At 65.6% G+C, this 16,326-nt stretch carries 10 protein-coding genes and 1 pseudogene; 7 read left to right on the forward strand and 4 right to left on the reverse strand.

The features are described 5' to 3' along the window. Positions 1-56 precede the first annotated feature (56 nt). Both ACX5I4_RS08370 and ACX5I4_RS08375 read right to left on the reverse strand, forming a co-directional pair. On the reverse strand, positions 57-1,049 hold the full coding sequence (locus ACX5I4_RS08370; RefSeq protein WP_461836272.1) for a M56 family metallopeptidase: 993 nt from the start codon (positions 1,047-1,049) through the stop codon (positions 57-59). A gap of 6 nt (positions 1,050-1,055) precedes the next feature. Further along, the gene (locus ACX5I4_RS08375) at positions 1,056-1,442 is read right to left on the reverse strand and encodes a BlaI/MecI/CopY family transcriptional regulator (RefSeq protein WP_395801992.1); all 387 of its coding nucleotides are present in this window, start codon (positions 1,440-1,442) and stop codon (positions 1,056-1,058) included. Between the two features lie 273 nt (positions 1,443-1,715). On the opposite strand from ACX5I4_RS08375, the gene ACX5I4_RS08380 reads away from it, so the two are divergent. The 3 genes from ACX5I4_RS08380 to cydD are packed head-to-tail and all read left to right on the forward strand — an operon-like array spanning position 1,716 to position 7,906. After that, positions 1,716-3,314 carry a cytochrome ubiquinol oxidase subunit I gene (locus ACX5I4_RS08380; RefSeq protein WP_461836273.1) on the forward strand — a complete coding sequence of 533 codons (1,599 nt, stop codon included), beginning with the start codon at positions 1,716-1,718 and terminating at the stop codon, positions 3,312-3,314. Between the two features lie 20 nt (positions 3,315-3,334). Beyond that, on the forward strand, positions 3,335-4,432 hold the full coding sequence (gene cydB, locus ACX5I4_RS08385; RefSeq protein ID WP_461836274.1) for a cytochrome d ubiquinol oxidase subunit II: 1,098 nt from the start codon (positions 3,335-3,337) through the stop codon (positions 4,430-4,432). Between the two features lie 3 nt (positions 4,433-4,435). Next, complete coding sequence (gene cydD, locus ACX5I4_RS08390) at positions 4,436-7,906, forward strand: thiol reductant ABC exporter subunit CydD (protein ID WP_461836275.1); 3,471 nt, start codon at positions 4,436-4,438, stop codon at positions 7,904-7,906. 15 nt (positions 7,907-7,921) lie between these two features. Here cydD and ACX5I4_RS08395 read toward each other — a convergent pair whose 3' ends face one another. Continuing rightward, positions 7,922-8,440, reverse strand: coding sequence for a DinB family protein (locus ACX5I4_RS08395; protein ID WP_461836276.1), 519 nt, complete (start codon positions 8,438-8,440; stop codon positions 7,922-7,924). 128 nt (positions 8,441-8,568) lie between these two features. On the opposite strand from ACX5I4_RS08395, the gene ACX5I4_RS08400 reads away from it, so the two are divergent. Beyond that, on the forward strand, positions 8,569-8,949 hold the full coding sequence (locus ACX5I4_RS08400; RefSeq protein ID WP_461836277.1) for a VOC family protein: 381 nt from the start codon (positions 8,569-8,571) through the stop codon (positions 8,947-8,949). Between the two features lie 40 nt (positions 8,950-8,989). Here ACX5I4_RS08400 and ACX5I4_RS08405 read toward each other — a convergent pair whose 3' ends face one another. Continuing rightward, positions 8,990-11,527: a DNA gyrase/topoisomerase IV subunit A gene (locus ACX5I4_RS08405; protein WP_461836278.1), complete on the reverse strand. Its 2,538-nt coding sequence runs from the start codon at positions 11,525-11,527 to the stop codon at positions 8,990-8,992. Positions 11,528-11,581: 54 nt separating this feature from the next. Between ACX5I4_RS08405 and ACX5I4_RS08410 the strand changes: the two are divergent. The 3 genes and pseudogenes from ACX5I4_RS08410 to ACX5I4_RS08420 all read left to right on the forward strand — a co-directional run bounded on the left by ACX5I4_RS08410 (position 11,582) and on the right by ACX5I4_RS08420 (position 16,287). Next, a pseudogene (locus ACX5I4_RS08410) lies at positions 11,582-14,274 on the forward strand (bifunctional acetate--CoA ligase family protein/GNAT family N-acetyltransferase). Positions 14,275-14,329: 55 nt separating this feature from the next. After that, the gene (locus tag ACX5I4_RS08415; protein WP_461836279.1) at positions 14,330-15,058 is read left to right on the forward strand and encodes a DUF5998 family protein; all 729 of its coding nucleotides are present in this window, start codon (positions 14,330-14,332) and stop codon (positions 15,056-15,058) included. Continuing rightward, a complete protein-coding gene (locus ACX5I4_RS08420) occupies positions 15,058-16,287 on the forward strand; it encodes an alkaline phosphatase family protein (RefSeq protein ID WP_461836280.1) in 1,230 nt (409 codons plus the stop codon). Before ACX5I4_RS08415 ends, ACX5I4_RS08420 begins: the two co-directional genes overlap by 1 nt. Positions 16,288-16,326: the final 39 nt, after the last annotated feature.

Consider the following 16,326-nt stretch of genomic DNA (forward strand, 5'->3'; position numbering starts at 1 on the left):
GTTCAGCGCACTATCCGGCCCGCGGGCCTATCGAGCCGTTCAGCCCAGCAAACCCTTCAGCCCAGCAGGCCGGGCACTATCAGCAGGCCCGTGGGCACGGCAAGCAACATGGCCGACGCCGCGAGGACCAGGGCGCGCAGCCCTGCCGGAAGCGGAGGCTTGGGTGAGAGCAGCCGGCTGACGCGCGACGCCGTCGTACGCGGTGAATCGGCGCCGCCGGTTCCGCTCAACGTGCCGTCTTCGGCGGAAGAGTCTCCGCTGCGTGTTCCGGGCAGGGAGACCCGCTCCACGGGACGGGCGGAACCGCTGGCCACGATCGCGATCGCCTTGATGAGCGTTCCCTTGCTCTCCGTGCGCAGGGCCACGTCATCGGCGAGCATCTCGATCAAGGAGTTGACCGCAACCTGGGCGAGCCGGGTGGTGGGGAACCAGGGCAGGGCCTGGCGCCACGCGGCGAAGGCCCACAAAAGAAGGTCGTGGCGTTGCGAGAGATGCGCGTTCTCGTGGATCAGGACGGCCCTGAGCTCAGCAGGTTCCAGTGCGGCCATGAGTCCATCGGACAGCACGGTCACGGACCTCGCGCCGCCGGGCAGGCAGTAGGCAACGGGGGAGTCGTGGTTGATGACCACGGTGCCCGGGCCGTCGTCGGAGGGTGAGGCCAGAAGCGCAAGGAGTTCGCGGTGGCGCCGGCGCTGCCGTTCGATCTTGACGTAGGTCAGCAGCAAGGTAAACACCAGATGGGCGCTCAGCAGCGCCGCTGCGGACAACGCGAACAAATGCCAGAAGCCCAGCGCTGTGGTGGGCTCGTTGTGCAATACCATGCCGGTCAAGGAACGCAGCCCCGCAATGAGGTTGTCGCCGATGGGCTCAAGTCCGTAGACGAGCATGGCTCCGATCATGGAGAGGCCACCGGCAAGTGCGATGGCCTGCCAGAGGACCATGGCCATGAAGGGTGCGCGCGCCGGCCATTCGGCGCGCGACAAGAGGACGGGAACTGGCCATGCCAGCACCAAAGCAAGGACCGCCAGAAAGTATGAGGTCCAGAACATGGGTGGTTAGTTTTTGCCGAGCAGTTTGCGCAGCGTGGCAGCTTCACTTTCGCTCACGGAACCAATGAACCGGGCCAGCACCGCCTCGCGGTCCGGGGCCGACCCCAGCGCCTCGTGCATGAGGTCTGCCGTGTGGTCGGCGCGGCTCGACACAGCCTGGTAGCGGTGCGGACGGGTGCCCCGTTCGCGCTCCACGAGCCCCTTCTTCTCAAGGCGCGACAAGACAGTCAGCACCGTGGTGACGGCGAGGTCCTTGCCTTGGTGCCCTGCGATGCCATCGGCGGCTGCGGAATCCTGCGCCAGCAGATCACGAAGTTTGTTGGCTGTCGCAGCCTCCTGGCCTGCCCAGAGCAGATCCATGACCGCCCGTTCCAGTTCGCCAAGACTTGCCATCAATGCATCCCTACTTTCCGCACTTCCCCGACCATGATATGGGTTCAAGGGCGTGCGATGATCCAACATTCCACCATCAATCTACCGCTTTTTGGAGTGCGATTCTACGTGAGGTAGAACATGCGGCGCGGCGTGTCCTTGCGGCACTGTTACGCCACTGGAAGAGTGGTGACCACATCGCAGAGGTTTGTTCTACACTGTGTAGAAGAAGCAGCTTCTACACAACGTAGAAAATGGACGCCGCAAGCGGGCGGCGGGACAATAAGGACAGCCATGGACGCCTTGGAAATCGCACGCTGGCAATTTGGAATCACCACGGTCTACCACTTCATGATGGTGCCGCTGACCATTGGGCTGGGGCTCGTTGTGGCCGTCATCCAGACTCTTTGGTACCGCACCGGAAAAGTCGAATACCTGCGGATGACCAAGTTCTGGGGCAAGCTCTTCCTCATCAACTTCATCATGGGCGTGGCCACAGGCATCGTGCAGGAATTCCAGTTCGGCATGGCGTGGAGTGAGTACAGCCGCTTCGTTGGAGACATCTTCGGCGCGCCCCTGGCCCTGGAAGCGCTTCTGGCGTTCTTCGTGGAATCGACCTTCCTCGGGCTATGGATCTTCGGCTGGAAGCAGCTCAAGCGCGGCGTCCACCTCGCGTGCCTTTGGATCGCCGTGATCGGCTCGCTCTTCTCGGCCTACTTCATCATCGTGGCCAATTCCTGGATGCAGCACCCGGTCGGCGTCGAGATGGTCAACGGGCGTCCGGTCATGACCGATGCTTGGGCGGTCTTCACCAACAACACCGCCTTGGTGGCCGTGCCGCACACGCTCTTCGGTGCCCTGGGCGTCGCCGGTGCGTTCCTTCTGGGCATCGCTTGGTACCACCTCTGGCGCCGCCGCCACGACGGCATTGACAGCGTCGATGCGGACGGACGCGCCATTCCCGGGGAAGCCAACATCCCTGGGCGCGACAAGGCCGACTACAAGGTGTGGATGACTTCCTTGCGGATCGGCGCCGTCGTTGCCATGATCTCCTTCGCGGGGACGGCCTTCACGGGCGATCTGCAGGGCAAGCTGATGTTCGAACAGCAGCCCATGAAGATGGCCGCGGCAGAGGCCGCATGCCACGACGGCACCGGATTCTCCGTGCTGAGTGTCGGCAACGTCGGTTCCAAGAACTGCAACGACATTGTGGCCGTGATCGAGGTCCCCGGCATTCTGTCCTTCCTGGCCAAGGGCGACTTCAGCACGGAGGTGAAGGGCGTCAACAGCCTCCTGGACGAGTACAAGGCCAAGTACGGCACGCACTTGCCCAACGATCCTTTGTACGGCGATCGCGCAGGGCAGGAAATCCAGTACGTGCCGGTCATGGAAGTGACCTATTGGGGATTCCGCATGATGATTGGCTTCGGTGGGATTGCCGCCTTGGCCGCGCTGCTTGCCTTGTGGGTGACCCGCAGGGGCGTGGTGCCGCAATCCCGGTGGATCATGCGCCTAGCAGTCTTCGGCATCCTCGCTCCTTTCGGGGCCAACGCCGCCGGCTGGATCTTCACCGAAATGGGCCGGCAGCCGTTCGTCGTCGCTCCCAATCCGGACGCGAGCGGCATCGACCAGGTGTTCATGTTCACGGCCGCGGCCGTCTCACCCGGCGTGTCCGCCGCCGAGCTCATCACCTCATTGGTGGTGTTGGCCTCCATCTACGCGGTGCTCTTGGTGGTGGAAGTCCGGCTGCTGGTCAAATACGCCCGCGGTGGTGTGGCATCCGCCATGCCGGAGCTCGCTGAGGCGCACCACAGGAAGGACGACGACGCCGGAATCCCCGGCGCTCCGGGCCAGCCCGGCGACAGCGACGACGTCCTGGCATTCGCCTACTAGGAAGCAGAGGGATCTTTCGCATGGAACTGTTGCCAACCGTCTGGTTCATAGCCATCGCCGTGTTGTGGACCGGCTACCTCTTCCTGGAGGGCTTCGATCTCGGCGTCGGAATGCTCATGAAGCTCTTCGCCCGGAACAACACCGACCGCCGGGTGCTCCTGAACACGATCGGCCCGGTATGGGACGGAAACGAAGTGTGGCTGCTGACCGCGGCCGGTGCCACCTTCGCGGCCTTTCCGCTCTGGTACGCCTCGCTGTTCTCCGCCCTCTACCTGCCCCTGTTGCTTGTCCTGGTGGCCTTGATCTTCCGTGCCGTCGCTTTCGAGTACCGGGGCAAGGTGGACACCGCGCGCTGGCGGACCGTCTGGGACTGGTCCATTGCGGTGGGCTCGTTCACGGCTGCGTTCGGTATCGGCGCTGCCTTGGCCTTGACCACTACCGGGCTGCCACTCAACGCCAACGGCGACCGGCAGGGCGGACCCTTTGCCTGGTTCAGCGGTTACGCCGTGCTGGGCGGTTTCGCCGTCGTCGCGTTCGCCCTGGTGCACGCTTTGGCGTTCCTGGCCCTCAAGACCGACGGCGAGATACGCCACCGCGCACGCCGCTGGTTTGTGCGGCTCTCGCCCGTCGCGTTGCTGCCGCTTCTGGGATGGATGGTGGCCGTGCAGCTGCTCAGTGGCAAGCCCTGGACGTGGATACTCGTGATCCTGGGAGCGCTGGCTGCTGCGACGGCATGGGTTCTCGCCCGCAAGGGAGCCGAGGGCAAGGCCTTTGGAGCCCTGGGTGCGTTCCTGGTGTGCGCCACGGCATCCATTTTCGGTGCGGCCTTCCCCGTGGTCATTCCTTCGACTGTGGATCCGGCCTTCAACCTCACCATTTCCAACGCCTCTTCCTCCGCCTACACCCTCGGGTTGATGAGCATCGTTGCGGCAGTCGGCTTGCCCCTGGTCATCGCCTACCAGGCGTGGACCTACTGGGTGTTCCGTCGCCGCGTGAGCGCGGCACACATTCCGGCGGCGCATGGATTCCTGCCGGCCATCGCCGCCAAGGTGCTCGTTGGCCATGCGGCGCCGGACGGTCCGGCTGCAAAACACGCACGCCACAACGCCGGCGAGTAACGGATGAAGCCCCAGTTCCCCGCCGGACCCGCTACCCGTTCCGCCCTCTACGCCCTAGGTTTGTTGTCCTCACTCAAGGCCTTGTCACTGGTCCTGATTGCACAGGCCGTTGCGGGGATGCTATCCGGACTTGCCTCCGGCGGCATGGGGTGGCGGGAAGGACTCCTCTGGGGTGCCATTGGCGCGGTACTGCGATCGCTGACGGTCTGGGGCCAAGGAGTCGCTGCGCGCCGGGCGGCCCTGGGGGTCAAGGAAGAGCTGAGGTCCAGGCTTCTGGGCCGTGCCCTCGGCGCCGGTGCCGCGGGACAGGTCGGGGAAGTGAACGACGGCGGGCTGGCGGTGCTCGCGACGCGCGGTCTTGACGCATTGGACAACTATTACACCCAGTTCCTGCCCGCCTTGGTCAATTGCGCCGCGTTGCCTCTGATCCTCGGCGCGAGGATTCTCTTCGCCGACTGGGTCAGTGCAATAGTTGTGGTTTTGACCCTGCCGCTGGTACCGCTCTTCATGGTGCTGATCGGCCGCCACACCGAGGACAGGGTCCACGAAGCACAATCCGCCCTGAGGAGGCTTTCGGGGCACATCCTGGAGCTGGCCAAAGGGCTTCCCGTGCTCGTGGGACTGGGCCGCGCCCGCGAACAACGAGCAGCGCTAGAAGACCTCTCCGAGGAATACCGTACCCGCACGATGGGAACCCTCCGCACGGCCTTCCTGTCCGCCCTCGCCTTGGAGCTCATCGCCACCATTTCGGTGGCCGTGGTTGCCGTCTTCATCGGCGTACGGCTCGTGGCCGGTGACATGGGCCTTGAGGCAGGCCTGCTGGCCCTCATCCTCGCACCCGATTGCTACCTTCCCCTGCGTGAGCTCGGCACGGCCCACCACGCCAGCGACGACGGTCGTGAAGCACTGGCCGCGGCCAACGCCGTGCTGGAGTCGCCGGCGGGCCGCCCCCTGAGCGATGTTTCCAGCACCGATGTTTCAAGCACAGATGTTTCAAGCACAGAGGCGTACGACGTCGGCGCGCCCGCCACCAATAGGCCGCTCGCCGACGTCGTGGTCACCGGACTAGCGGTGAGCTATGCGGGACGGGCGGCGGCCGCCGTCGGGCCCCTCGACTTCCGTGCCCCCGCAGGTCAGGTCACGGCCCTTGACGGCCGCAGCGGTTCGGGCAAGAGCACCATCCTGGGCGTTTTGGCCGGCACGATCGGCGACGGTCCGCGGGCGTCCGTTAGCGGTGCCGTTGCCGGATTGGACGCCGGTGCCGTGGCCTGGGTGCCGCAACATCCCGTCATGGTGGCTGGAACGGTGCTGGACGAGATCATTTTCTACCTCGACGGCGACGGCCAAGGCCCAAAGGCAAGCGACTCCGAATCCATGCCGGGCGCCCACAACACGACCGCAATGGAGTGCCTGGAGCAGGCTGCCGCGGAACACCTCGCACTCAAACATCCCGCGGAGCTCAGCCCCGGCGAAATGCGACGGGTTGCCGTTGCCCGAGGCTTGGCGCGCCTCAAAGCCGGAGCCACGGTCCTCTTGCTCGACGAGCCGACCGCCCATCTCGACGCCGCCTCGGCCGATGCCATCCGTACGGCAATCGGGGGCCTACGAGGGTCCGCGACCGTCATCCTGGTCGCCCACGACGCCGCAACCCGGCGACTTGCCGACCACGTGGTGGAGCTCGACGGCGGGACGGCGATCCAGCGGGCCGCCCCCGCAAACCCCGAGCCAGCGGCCGCCGGAAGTCGAACAGCGATCCAGCGGGACGGCCACCTCCGGGCCACCCCGACCGGGGGAACTGAACCCCCCACCGCCATCTCCACCCTCAAGGCCCTGGCACGTATCCTTGCGCCCGTCCGCTACAAGTTCGCCGGAGCTGTGCTGATCGGCGCGCTCGCCGCCTTGTTTGCCGTGGCCTTGTCCGGATCGTCGGGCTGGCTCATCATCCGCGCCAGTGAGCAACCGCCCATCCTGTACTTGCTCGGAGCCATCGTGGGTGTGCGGTTCTTCGGCATTGGCCGGGCAGTGCTTCGTTACGCTGAACGGCTCCTCGTCCACGACGCCGTCTTCGCCGCCATGACAAGGCTTCGGGGTGCGCTGTGGGCGGCGCTCAGTGCGCGGGCACTGTCCCTCCGACGGCTCCTGCAAGGCGGCAATGTGCTCGGGGCAGTGATCGACGACGTCGATACGCTGCGGGACTTGCTGCCGCGCGTCGTACTGCCGCCGCTCTCGGCGCTTGCCGTCGCGGCGTCGGCGGTGGTCGCCTCGGCACTGCTTGTCCCCGCTGCCGTGCCTGCCGTTGTCGCGGCTGCCGCGACCGGGGTTGTTCTGGCCCCCCTGCTCGCCCTGTTGGCGGACCGCAACGCTGCCCGCGCGGAGCAGCAACTCCGTTCGCTGGTTCTGCGTGACGTTGCATCCGCCCTCGACGCGCGTGCCGAGCTCAGCGCCAACGGGGTGGCCCCTGCGGTCCTGTCCTCCTTGGCCCGGCGGGACAACGCAGCCACAGCGTCGGCACAGCGTTCTGCATGGGCCGAGGGCGTCGGCCAAGGATTGACCGTGCTCGCCTGCACGCTGGGAGCGTTGGTGTCGGGAATTCTCGCAGGACCCTCGGTGCAAGGCGAAAATACAGCCGGGACCGTTGCGCCTGCCTTGCTTGCCGTCGTTGTGCTCATGCAACTAGCGCTCGCAGAACCCTACGCTGCGGTAGTGTCTGCCGTGCGGCAGGCACCCGCCTTGGCCGCGGTGTTGCGGCGAATCGCCGAGTCGGGAGCGTTTGACACGTCAGCAGAGTCCGACGGCGGTGTGCTGGCCCTGCCGGAGCGGCCCGGCGGTTCCCCGGGGCTGCTGCTGGACGGACTCGAAGCGTCTTGGCCCGGTGGCACCCCGGTATTCCGTGGACTGGGCGGCGAGGCGGCCCCCGGGCACTGGCTCTCCGTCACGGGTCCGTCCGGTTCCGGCAAATCCACACTGCTCTCGGTACTGCTCGGCTTCCTGCCGGCATCGTCCGGCGCTGCCTACGTCACCGGGAATGCGGCATGGTGTCCGCAGGAGGCCCACCTCTTCGACTCCACTATCCGCGGCAACCTGCTGCTGGCCCGCCCCGCCAGCCACAAGCCTTCCGAAGCGGAGATGCGCCAGGCTTTGGGCGCCGTCGGCCTCTCCGCACTGGTATCCGGGCTTCCTGCCGGCCTCGATAGCCGGATAGGCCCCTCGGGTTCGTTCCTGAGCGGCGGCGAACGCCAGCGTCTCGCGATGGCGCGAACGCTCCTGACCGGGGCAACGGTCCTCCTCCTGGACGAGCCGACCGCCCATCTCGACGCCGAAGCGGCCCGCCTGATGATGGCCGAACTTCGTGGCGGACTGGGAGGCGTTACGGTGGTCCTCGTGACCCACAACCCGGCCGACATCAGCGAAGGAGACTCCCGGCTTGACCTTGGATCGCCATCGGGCCTCCCGGCGCTGGTACGCGGAGGCTAACGGAGGGGGCTAGGCCTAGCCGTCGACGTCGTGCAGGTGATGGACGACGTCGTGCAGGAAGTACTGGGCGAACGTCAGCACGGTGAAGGTGGAGCCGTTGCTGCGGACACCGGTGCGCGGCCACTCATCTTCGTCGACGGAGGCGAAGGAATTCGCGATTTGTTCGCCCTCGGCGGCCAACTGTGCGGACACTTCGGCAGGATCCGAATTGGCGTAGTCGCCGTCGATTGCGGCCTTGTCCTGGTCCCAGTTGGCGAAATGGGCGTCGTCTTCGCGCAGCATCAGGTTCAGGCGCTGGTCGAAGAGGCCAAAGACATCCCTGACGTGGCAGGCGTACTCCAAGGGCGACCACGTGTGGTCGTCCGGGCGGACCGAGGCGTCCTCGCGGCGCAACACGGCGCGCCAGCGCGGCAACATGTTCAAGACCGTTCCCGGCACGGTGGAGGGGGTCACGGCGGCGGCGTCGAAACCGCATTCGGGGCACGGCGTGGACAGGACCCAGGTCCAGTCCTTGTCATCGGGAATGATCGGCATGGCAGTAGTCTAGGGCCCTCGTTCGCGATCCGGCTGCACCACCGAATGCGGGTGCGAGTCCACATCTCCACATGGCCTATCAGGAGTACAGTTAGGTGCTGTGGGGAAGCCTGGAAAGTGAAATTGCCATGCTTAAGGATCTAAACGTCGCCGGCGTGCTCCCCGCCAGCGATCTCGCCCGCGCCCGCGACTTCTACCGCGACAAGCTGGGCCTCGAACCGGACAATCCGGAAGCTACAGACAACCTGATGTACAAATGCGCCAACGGCACAGCGTTCCTGCTCTACGAGACACCCAACGCAGGGACCGCCAAGAATACCCAGCTTGGATGGCAGAGCACGGACCTGGACCAGGACATGGCCGATCTCAGGGCCCGCGGAGTCGTCTTCGAAGAGTACGACTTCCCGGGCTTGAAGACCGAAAACGGCGTAGCCACCATGCCGAGCGGAGAACGGGGAGCCTGGTTCCTCGACACGGAAGGAAACATCCTCAGCATCTCGACGATGTAGTCAGGGCATTCGAGACACAGCCGTCAACGGCGGTTTCCGGTCAGTCTTCCTCGCCGCTCCCGTCTTGCCACGTCATGCTCGCACCAATCGCGTCCACTGGCTGGGACAGGGGAACCCCGGAGCCGTCGCGGCGGCCGTGCTCCTGCGGTAGGGCACGCGCGACGCCGGCGCTGGACGCCGCCTTCGCGGGGCCGTGGCCTGCCCACCCGAGCAGCAGCGTGTCTTCACCCTTGAGGAAGCGGTGGGCCCGCACGCCCCCCGTGGCGCGGCCCTTGGCCGGGTACTCCTCGAACGGCGTGATCTTCGCGGTGCCCGGAGCAGTCCCCGGCAGCGCGCCGTTGCTGCCCGCGATGGTCACGACGACGGCGGAAGGGTCGTCGGCGCGCACCGTGCCGAAATGGATGACGTCGTCTCCTGCCGCAAGCTTGATGCCTGCCATACCGCCTGCCGTGCGGCCCTGCGGCCGAACGGAAGAGGCACTGAACCGCAAAAGCTGCGCAAGTCGGGTCACGAAGACTAGTTCGACGTCGTCCTCCTGGGCAGGTTCGACGCCCACCACCGTGTCCTTGTCCTTGAGCGCAATGATCTCCCAGTCCTCACGGTTCAGCGGGTAATCCGGCTGGACGCGCTTGACGACGCCTTGGAGCGTTCCGATGGCCAACACGGCATCCAACGGTACGAACGCCACAAGGGTCTCGCCCTTGAGCAGGGTGATGAAGTCCTTTGCTGCCACGCCACCCGCAAGATTGGGCAGGCCGGACACCGGTGGTAGCGCCGGCATGTCCATGACTTGGACCCGGAGCATACGGCCCTGAGAAGTGACCGCGCCGATTTCGCCGCGCGCGGTTGTCTTGACCACGGACCGGTAGACATCATGCTTGCCCCGGGGGCCGGATTCGGCCAGCGGTTCCTGGTTGGACGTCCGTGCGATCTGGCCGGAGGTGCTCAGGAGTGCCCAGCAGGGATCGTCGGGGATTTCGAGTGGGAGCGCCGCGGCCTTGCCCTTGCCGGCCGGCACGGCGGCTGCCAGCGCCGCGGCCACGGTGGGAGAGACAGCCTCGGACTCGAGGAGAACGGTGCGTCGCGGCGTGCCGTACTTCTCGGACACTTCGGCCAATTCCCCCGACACAAGCTCGCGCAGCAGAACATCGGACGCCAGGATCGCCTCAAGCTCGGCGATTTCGCGGCGCAGCTCTTCCTGCTCTTTTTCGAGTTCGATGCGTGAGTACTTGGTCAGTTGGCGCAGGCGAAGTTCCAGGATGTAGTTGGCCTGGATCTCGGACAAGTCGTAGATCGACATGAGCCGTTCGCGGGCCGCCGCGGCCTCGTCCGAGGAACGGATGATCTGGATGACCTCGTCGATGTCCACGATCGCGATCAGGAGGCCCTCCACCAAGTGGAGGCGGTCCTTCTTCTTGCCCAGCCGGAAGGCAGTGCGACGGCGCACCACGGACAAGCGGTGGCCGACGTACACCTGGAGCAGTTGGAGCAAGCCCAAAGTCTGCGGCTGCCCGTCCACCAGGGTCACGTTGTTGATGCCGAAGGAGTCTTCCATCGGCGTGAACCGGTAGAGCTGTTGCAGTACGGCGTTGGGGTTGAAGCCGTTCTTGATCTCAATCACGAGCCGCAGCCCGTGCTTGCGGTCAGTGAGGTCCATGACGTCGCTGATGCCGGTCAGCTTCTTGGCGTTGACGGCATCCTTGATCTTCTCGATGACCTTTTCCGGACCCACCATATAGGGGAGTTCCGTCACCACCAGGCCGGTGCGGCGTGCCGTGAGCTGTTCGATCTCCACCTTGGCGCGGGTCTTGAACGAGCCGCGTCCCGTGGCGTAGGCGTCGCGGATTCCATCCAGGCCCACGATCCTGCCGCCGGTGGGCAAGTCCGGGCCGGGCACGAAGCGCATGACGTCTTCCAGTGTGGCGTCCGGATTCGCGATGAGGTGCCGGACCGCGGCGATGACTTCCACGAGGTTATGGGGGGCCATGTTGGTGGCCATGCCGACGGCGATGCCCGTGGTGCCGTTGACCAGCAAGTTGGGGAAAGCGGCGGGAAGGACGTCCGGCTGCGTGAGCTGGTTGTCGTAGTTGGGGACGAAGTCCACCACGTCTTCGTCGAGGTGCTCGGTCATCGTCATCGCAGCTGCGGCGAGCCGGGCTTCCGTGTAACGCGGTGCTGCCGGGCCGTCGTCGAGCGAACCGAAGTTGCCGTGACCGTCAATCAAAGGCAAGCGCAGCGAGAAGTCCTGGGCCATGCGCACCATGGCGTCATAGATGGCGGCGTCACCGTGGGGGTGCAGCTTGCCCATGACCTCGCCCACCACGCGGGCACTCTTCACATGTCCGCGGTCCGGGCGCAGGCCCATGTCGCTCATCATGTACAGAATGCGCCGCTGAACCGGCTTGAGGCCGTCGCGCGCATCGGGGAGCGCGCGTGAATAGATCACCGAATATGCGTACTCCAGGAAGGAGCCTTCCATCTCGGAAGTGACGTCGATATCGATGATGTTCTCGGTGAAGTCCCCGTCGACGGCGGCCGTGGCTGCGTTCGCGCGGGAGGGACTTTGGCTGCGTGCCATGGAGTCGGTGGATCCTTAAACGTGTACTGCGGAAGACTTAGCTAGGCTAAGCCTATGGTGGATCAGCCCGGCGCCGGCGTATATCCGGAATATTGGGAGGCCGATGTCGTGCTTCGCGACGGCGGAACGGCGCATTTGAGACCCATCTCACCTGAGGATGCGGACGCGCTCCAGGCTTTCCACGCCGCCCAGTCGGAGACCTCCATCTACATGCGGTTCTTCTCGTTCAAGCCGAGGCTCTCCAGCAAGGAACTGCACCGCTTCACCGAAGTGGACCACAAGGATAGGGTGGCGTTCGTCATCACCATCGGTGGAGAGATCGTTGGCGTCGGCCGTTACGACCGGCTCGATGACCCCACCGAGGCCGAAGTGGCGTTCAATATCTCCGATGTCCAGCAAGGCCGCGGCATCGGTTCGATCCTGCTTGAACACCTGGCGGCGGCGGCCCGTGAAAACGGCATCCGCCGCTTCACCGCCGAGGTCCTGCCGGAGAACCGCAAAATGCTCCGGGTCTTCGCCGACGCGGGCTATGAGCTTGCGCGCAAATTCGACGACGGCGTCGTGAGCGTCGAGTTCAACATCGACCCCACCGAAAAATCCTTGGCTGTCATGGAGTCGCGGGAACACCGCGCCGAGGCGCGCAGCGTGCGGGACTTGCTGGCGCCGTCGTCGATCGCGGTGGTGGGCGCAAGCCGTCGGTGGGGGACGGTCGGGCACCAGTTGCTAGAGCACATCCTGGAGGGTGGCTTCACCGGCGCGGTCTATGCGGTCAACCCCGAGGCCTTCGAGCTAGCCGGGATGAAGTCCTTCGCCCGGATCGCCGATGTCCCCGGGCAAGTGCAGCTCGCCATTATCGCGGTGCCCTACGAAGAAGTGCCGAAAGTCGTGGACGAGTGCGGTGCGGCCGGCGTCAAAGGGTTGGTGGTCGCCACTGCGGGCTACGCCGACGACGGCGAGCAGGGCCTGCGGAGGCAACGGGACCTGGTGCGCCGGGCAAGGTCCTACGGGATGCGCGTGATCGGCCCCGAGTCTTTGGGGATCCTGAACACGAATCCGGACGTCTCCCTCAATGCCTCGATGGCCCCGAGCCTGCCCCGGCGTGGGGGACTGGGACTGTTTTCGCAATCTGCCGCCATCGGAGTTTCCGTCTACGCCGCCGCGAGCCGCCGCGGCCTGGGATTATCCTCGTTCCTGTCCGCCGGCAACCGTGCCGATGTCTCCGGCAACGACGTCATGCAGTTCTGGGAAGACGACCCTGATACGACCGCCGTCGGGCTTTACTTGGAGTCGATCGGCAACCCGCGCAAGTTCTCCCGCCTGGCCCGCCGCTTGTCGCGCACCAAGCCGGTCATCGTTGCCAAATCCGATGTCACCGGTTTGCGCCTTCCGCCGGGACACGTGGTCAGGACCACACTGGCGCCGGCGGCGGCCTTGGACGCGATGATGCGCCAAGCCGGGGTCATCGCCGTCGAAACCATTGAGCAACTCATGGACGTGGCGCAGATCGTTTCCAGCCAGCCCTTGCCCAAGGGGCCGGCGCTCGCGGTCTACAGCAATTCCGCGGCCTTCGGGAAGGTCGTGGCGGACAACGCGGCGCCCCAGGGACTCGTCGTTGACAGGATCGTCACCGATGTCGACCTGGATTCGGGGATGTCCGTGGCCCTGGAGGGGCTGCGGCGCAGCCTCCGGCAGAATCTCGCAGACGACGCCGTGCACGCGGTGGTGGCAGCAATGGTGCCTTCCCGCAGCCTCACGATGGAGGCGATCGCCGGCGTCCTCGCCGAATGCGCGGCAGAGGCGGGTAAGCCCGTGGTGGCGGCTTTCACGGGGATCCTTGACAGTTCCGTGCAGCTGGATGGCTTGCTTGCTCCAGGCGGAGAATCCGGGGCCTCCCTTCCCTGCTACTCAAGCCCCGGGAGCGCAGTGGCAGCCTTGGCAGCCGTGGTTCGTTACGCGAAATGGCTGGACCGGGACCAAGGCATGTTCGTGGAGCCCGGGGGTTGCGACCGCGAGGGAACACGGGAACACATCGAGCGGCTCCTGTCTTCAGTCCCGGGGAGCAATTGGTCCGGCTCGACGACAGCGAAGGGGCGGCTTTGCTGTCCCGTTACGGCATCCCCGTGGTTCCATCGGCTGTGTTCGAAAGCGACGACGAGGCTGTGGCCGCTGCCGAACTGCTCGGTTGGCCGGTGGTTCTCAAGACCACGGATCCTGCACTCCGGCATCGCCTGGACTTGGGGGGTGTGCGGCTGGACATCGAGGACGCCGACTCGCTGCGACGCAATATCGCGCAGATGCGCCGGGCCCTTGAGCCTTACGGTTCGCCTGCCATCGAGGTACAGGCCATGGCGCCAGTGGGACAGGCCTGCACCTTCCGGGCAATCGAGGATCCTCTCCTGGGGCCGGTGGTGTCGTTCGGTTTGGCAGGCGATGCCGTGAACCTCTTGGACGATTGGGCGCACCGCGTGCCTCCCTTGTCCGCCGCCGATCTCCACGACTTCATCAGGGCGCCCCGGGCTTCGCTGAAACTGTTTGGCTACCAGGGACTGCCGGCGGTCGACGTGGCGGCCCTTGAGGACCTCGGCGCACGGCTGGTCCGCCTTAAGGATGAACACCCCGGGATTGCCCTCGTGGAGTTCAATCCCGTCCTGGCCGGACCGCGGGGCGCGAAGATCCTTGCCGCCGAGGTATGGATCGGGAACGCGGCACGGCGTACGGACAGCGCCCGGCGTGCGATGCTCAGCTGACGGGTGGGAAGCCGGGCAGTTATGAAGTCCCCAGCCGATCTGTGAAAATGGGGGAATGAGCTCGAAGTCCCCGACGCCTCCGTCCGGTCCGGCTACCACCGGGCACCATGCAGCACACAGCCACAGCTCGCAGGGGCAGAGCCTGGACCAGGCACTTCAGCGGGCAGGGTTCTATCCTGTCCTCGTTGCCGATGTGGTGGCCGACGCCTTGGACGGGCGAGACTGCCTTGCGCACCTGGTTCACTTGGAAACACATTTCGACCGTGCCGAGGTCCGGCGCCACATCACAGTCCTGGTCCTCACTGAGGACATGCTGGTGATCACCCACGTCGACGACCAACAGCTTGACGAGGCCGGCGAGCAGATTGTCGCCCAGATTTCCACGGAGTCCGTGCCCGTGGCGCAAATCCGCTCGGTGGTACTCAGTTACATGTACGCGCAGCCGCAGAACTACACTCCGAGCGACCCCGTCAGGGAGCTGACCCTGTCCATTGCCTGGTCTGGCGGCCAACGACTGGACGTGGGACCCGCCAGTTGCGGGGACCCTCAATGCGAAGCCGATCATGGGTACACAGGCACTATTTCCCAGGAAGACATTGTCCTTCGGATCAGCTCGGAGGCAGACGGCCCGAGGGCGGTACAGGACGCGAAGATCTTCGCCCGTGCGTTGCGGGCCGTGAACACAGGGGCTCCCGGGCCTTTAGCGCATTCGGCTTCCATCCCCGCACCGCGACTTCGCTCGGGCGTCTTCGGAAACCGGCTGAGCCGCGGGCACCAGCGCTGATGGTGACCTCGGAACCCCTCGCCCAGGAAACCGCTCCCGCTGCCAGCGCTGTCCCCGAACTGCCTAGCGCGCCGTTGTATGGCAGCAAGTCGATCGCCGAGGTCTTCACCAGCGCGGCCGCGAGCATGGGCCTGCCCGGCTTTGAGAACAAGCTGCACTTGCCTGCCTCGCAACGCGTGTGCGTGGTCCTCGCTGATGGCCTGGGCCGCAATTTGCTCAAGCAGAAAGCCGCCCACACGCCGTTCCTGAGATCCATTGCGAATGCGGGGCAGGGAACCGTTCCTGCCTGGCTTGATTCAGCCTTCCCTTCCACCACGGCATCGTCCTTGGCAAGCCTGGGGACCGGCCGCACGCCGGGCGAACACGGCATGGTGGGCTATGACGTCCTGGATCCTGCCCAGGACAAAGTGGTCAACCTGCTCGGCAACTGGGACGCCGGAGTCGATCCCTTGAGCTGGCAACCGTTCCCGACGGTCTTCGAACGGGTTGCTGCTGAGGCTGACGTGGTGACGGTGAGCCTGCCCCAGTTCGGTGCGTCACCCATGACCCGGGCCGCCCTCCGGGGAAGCCGCTTCGTGGGAGGTAGCTCGCTGCATGCCCGAACGGCAGCTGCGGGGGAGGCGATGGCCACCGGGACCAGTTCGCTCATGTACTTCTACGTCAACGAGCTCGACAAGGCCGGCCACCGCTACGGCTGCCAGTCTGATCGCTGGGAGCACCAGCTTGAAGAAATAGATTCAACCGTCAAGAGGCTCTCCGCCTCATTTCCGGCAGGTACCACGATCCTGCTCACCGGCGACCATGGAATGCTTGACGTTCCGGAGTCACAACGCATCGACTACTCCGCAGATGCTGCCCTCATTGCCGGTGTCCGGCATACAGCAGGCGAACCTCGTATGGTCCACCTGTACCTCGAGCCCGATTCAGGAGAGCGGCATCGCGAAGCCTTGCTGGACTCCTGGCGTGCCCGCTTCGGCGACCGGATTTGGGCGTTCACCCGGGAGCAGGCACTAGCGGCCGGTCTCTTCGGTGGGTTGCGCCCGGAGGTTTCCCCGCGGATCGGAGACGTGATGATCGCTGCGCGGGACACCTTGGCGCTCTACGATGTCCGCCGGGTCCGGCCTACTGCCATGGAAGTCGTCGGGCAGCATGGTTCGCTGACCAAGTCGGAGCGCGAAGTTCCGCTGCTCTGCTTCCAGGCCGGAGGTCCCAAAGGCCGCCGTGGCTGAGCCCATGCGCGAACTGACGCCTTCCGCGAACCGAAAGCG

This window comes from Arthrobacter sp. MMS24-S77 (assembly GCF_054888235.1).

Excerpts from the sequence above, each read along its gene's own strand:
- ACX5I4_RS08370 (WP_461836272.1), bottom strand. The coding sequence starts at position 1,049 with ATGTTCTGGACCTCATACTTTCTGGCGGTCCTTGCTTTGGTGCTGGCA.
- ACX5I4_RS08375 (WP_395801992.1), bottom strand. The coding sequence starts at position 1,442 with ATGGCAAGTCTTGGCGAACTGGAACGGGCGGTCATGGATCTGCTCTGG.
- ACX5I4_RS08380 (WP_461836273.1), top strand. The coding sequence starts at position 1,716 with ATGGACGCCTTGGAAATCGCACGCTGGCAATTTGGAATCACCACGGTC.
- cydB (WP_461836274.1), top strand. The coding sequence starts at position 3,335 with ATGGAACTGTTGCCAACCGTCTGGTTCATAGCCATCGCCGTGTTGTGG.
- cydD (WP_461836275.1), top strand. The coding sequence starts at position 4,436 with ATGAAGCCCCAGTTCCCCGCCGGACCCGCTACCCGTTCCGCCCTCTAC.
- ACX5I4_RS08395 (WP_461836276.1), bottom strand. The coding sequence starts at position 8,440 with ATGCCGATCATTCCCGATGACAAGGACTGGACCTGGGTCCTGTCCACG.
- ACX5I4_RS08400 (WP_461836277.1), top strand. The coding sequence starts at position 8,569 with ATGCTTAAGGATCTAAACGTCGCCGGCGTGCTCCCCGCCAGCGATCTC.
- ACX5I4_RS08405 (WP_461836278.1), bottom strand. The coding sequence starts at position 11,527 with ATGGCACGCAGCCAAAGTCCCTCCCGCGCGAACGCAGCCACGGCCGCC.
- ACX5I4_RS08415 (WP_461836279.1), top strand. The coding sequence starts at position 14,330 with ATGAGCTCGAAGTCCCCGACGCCTCCGTCCGGTCCGGCTACCACCGGG.
- ACX5I4_RS08420 (WP_461836280.1), top strand. The coding sequence starts at position 15,058 with ATGGTGACCTCGGAACCCCTCGCCCAGGAAACCGCTCCCGCTGCCAGC.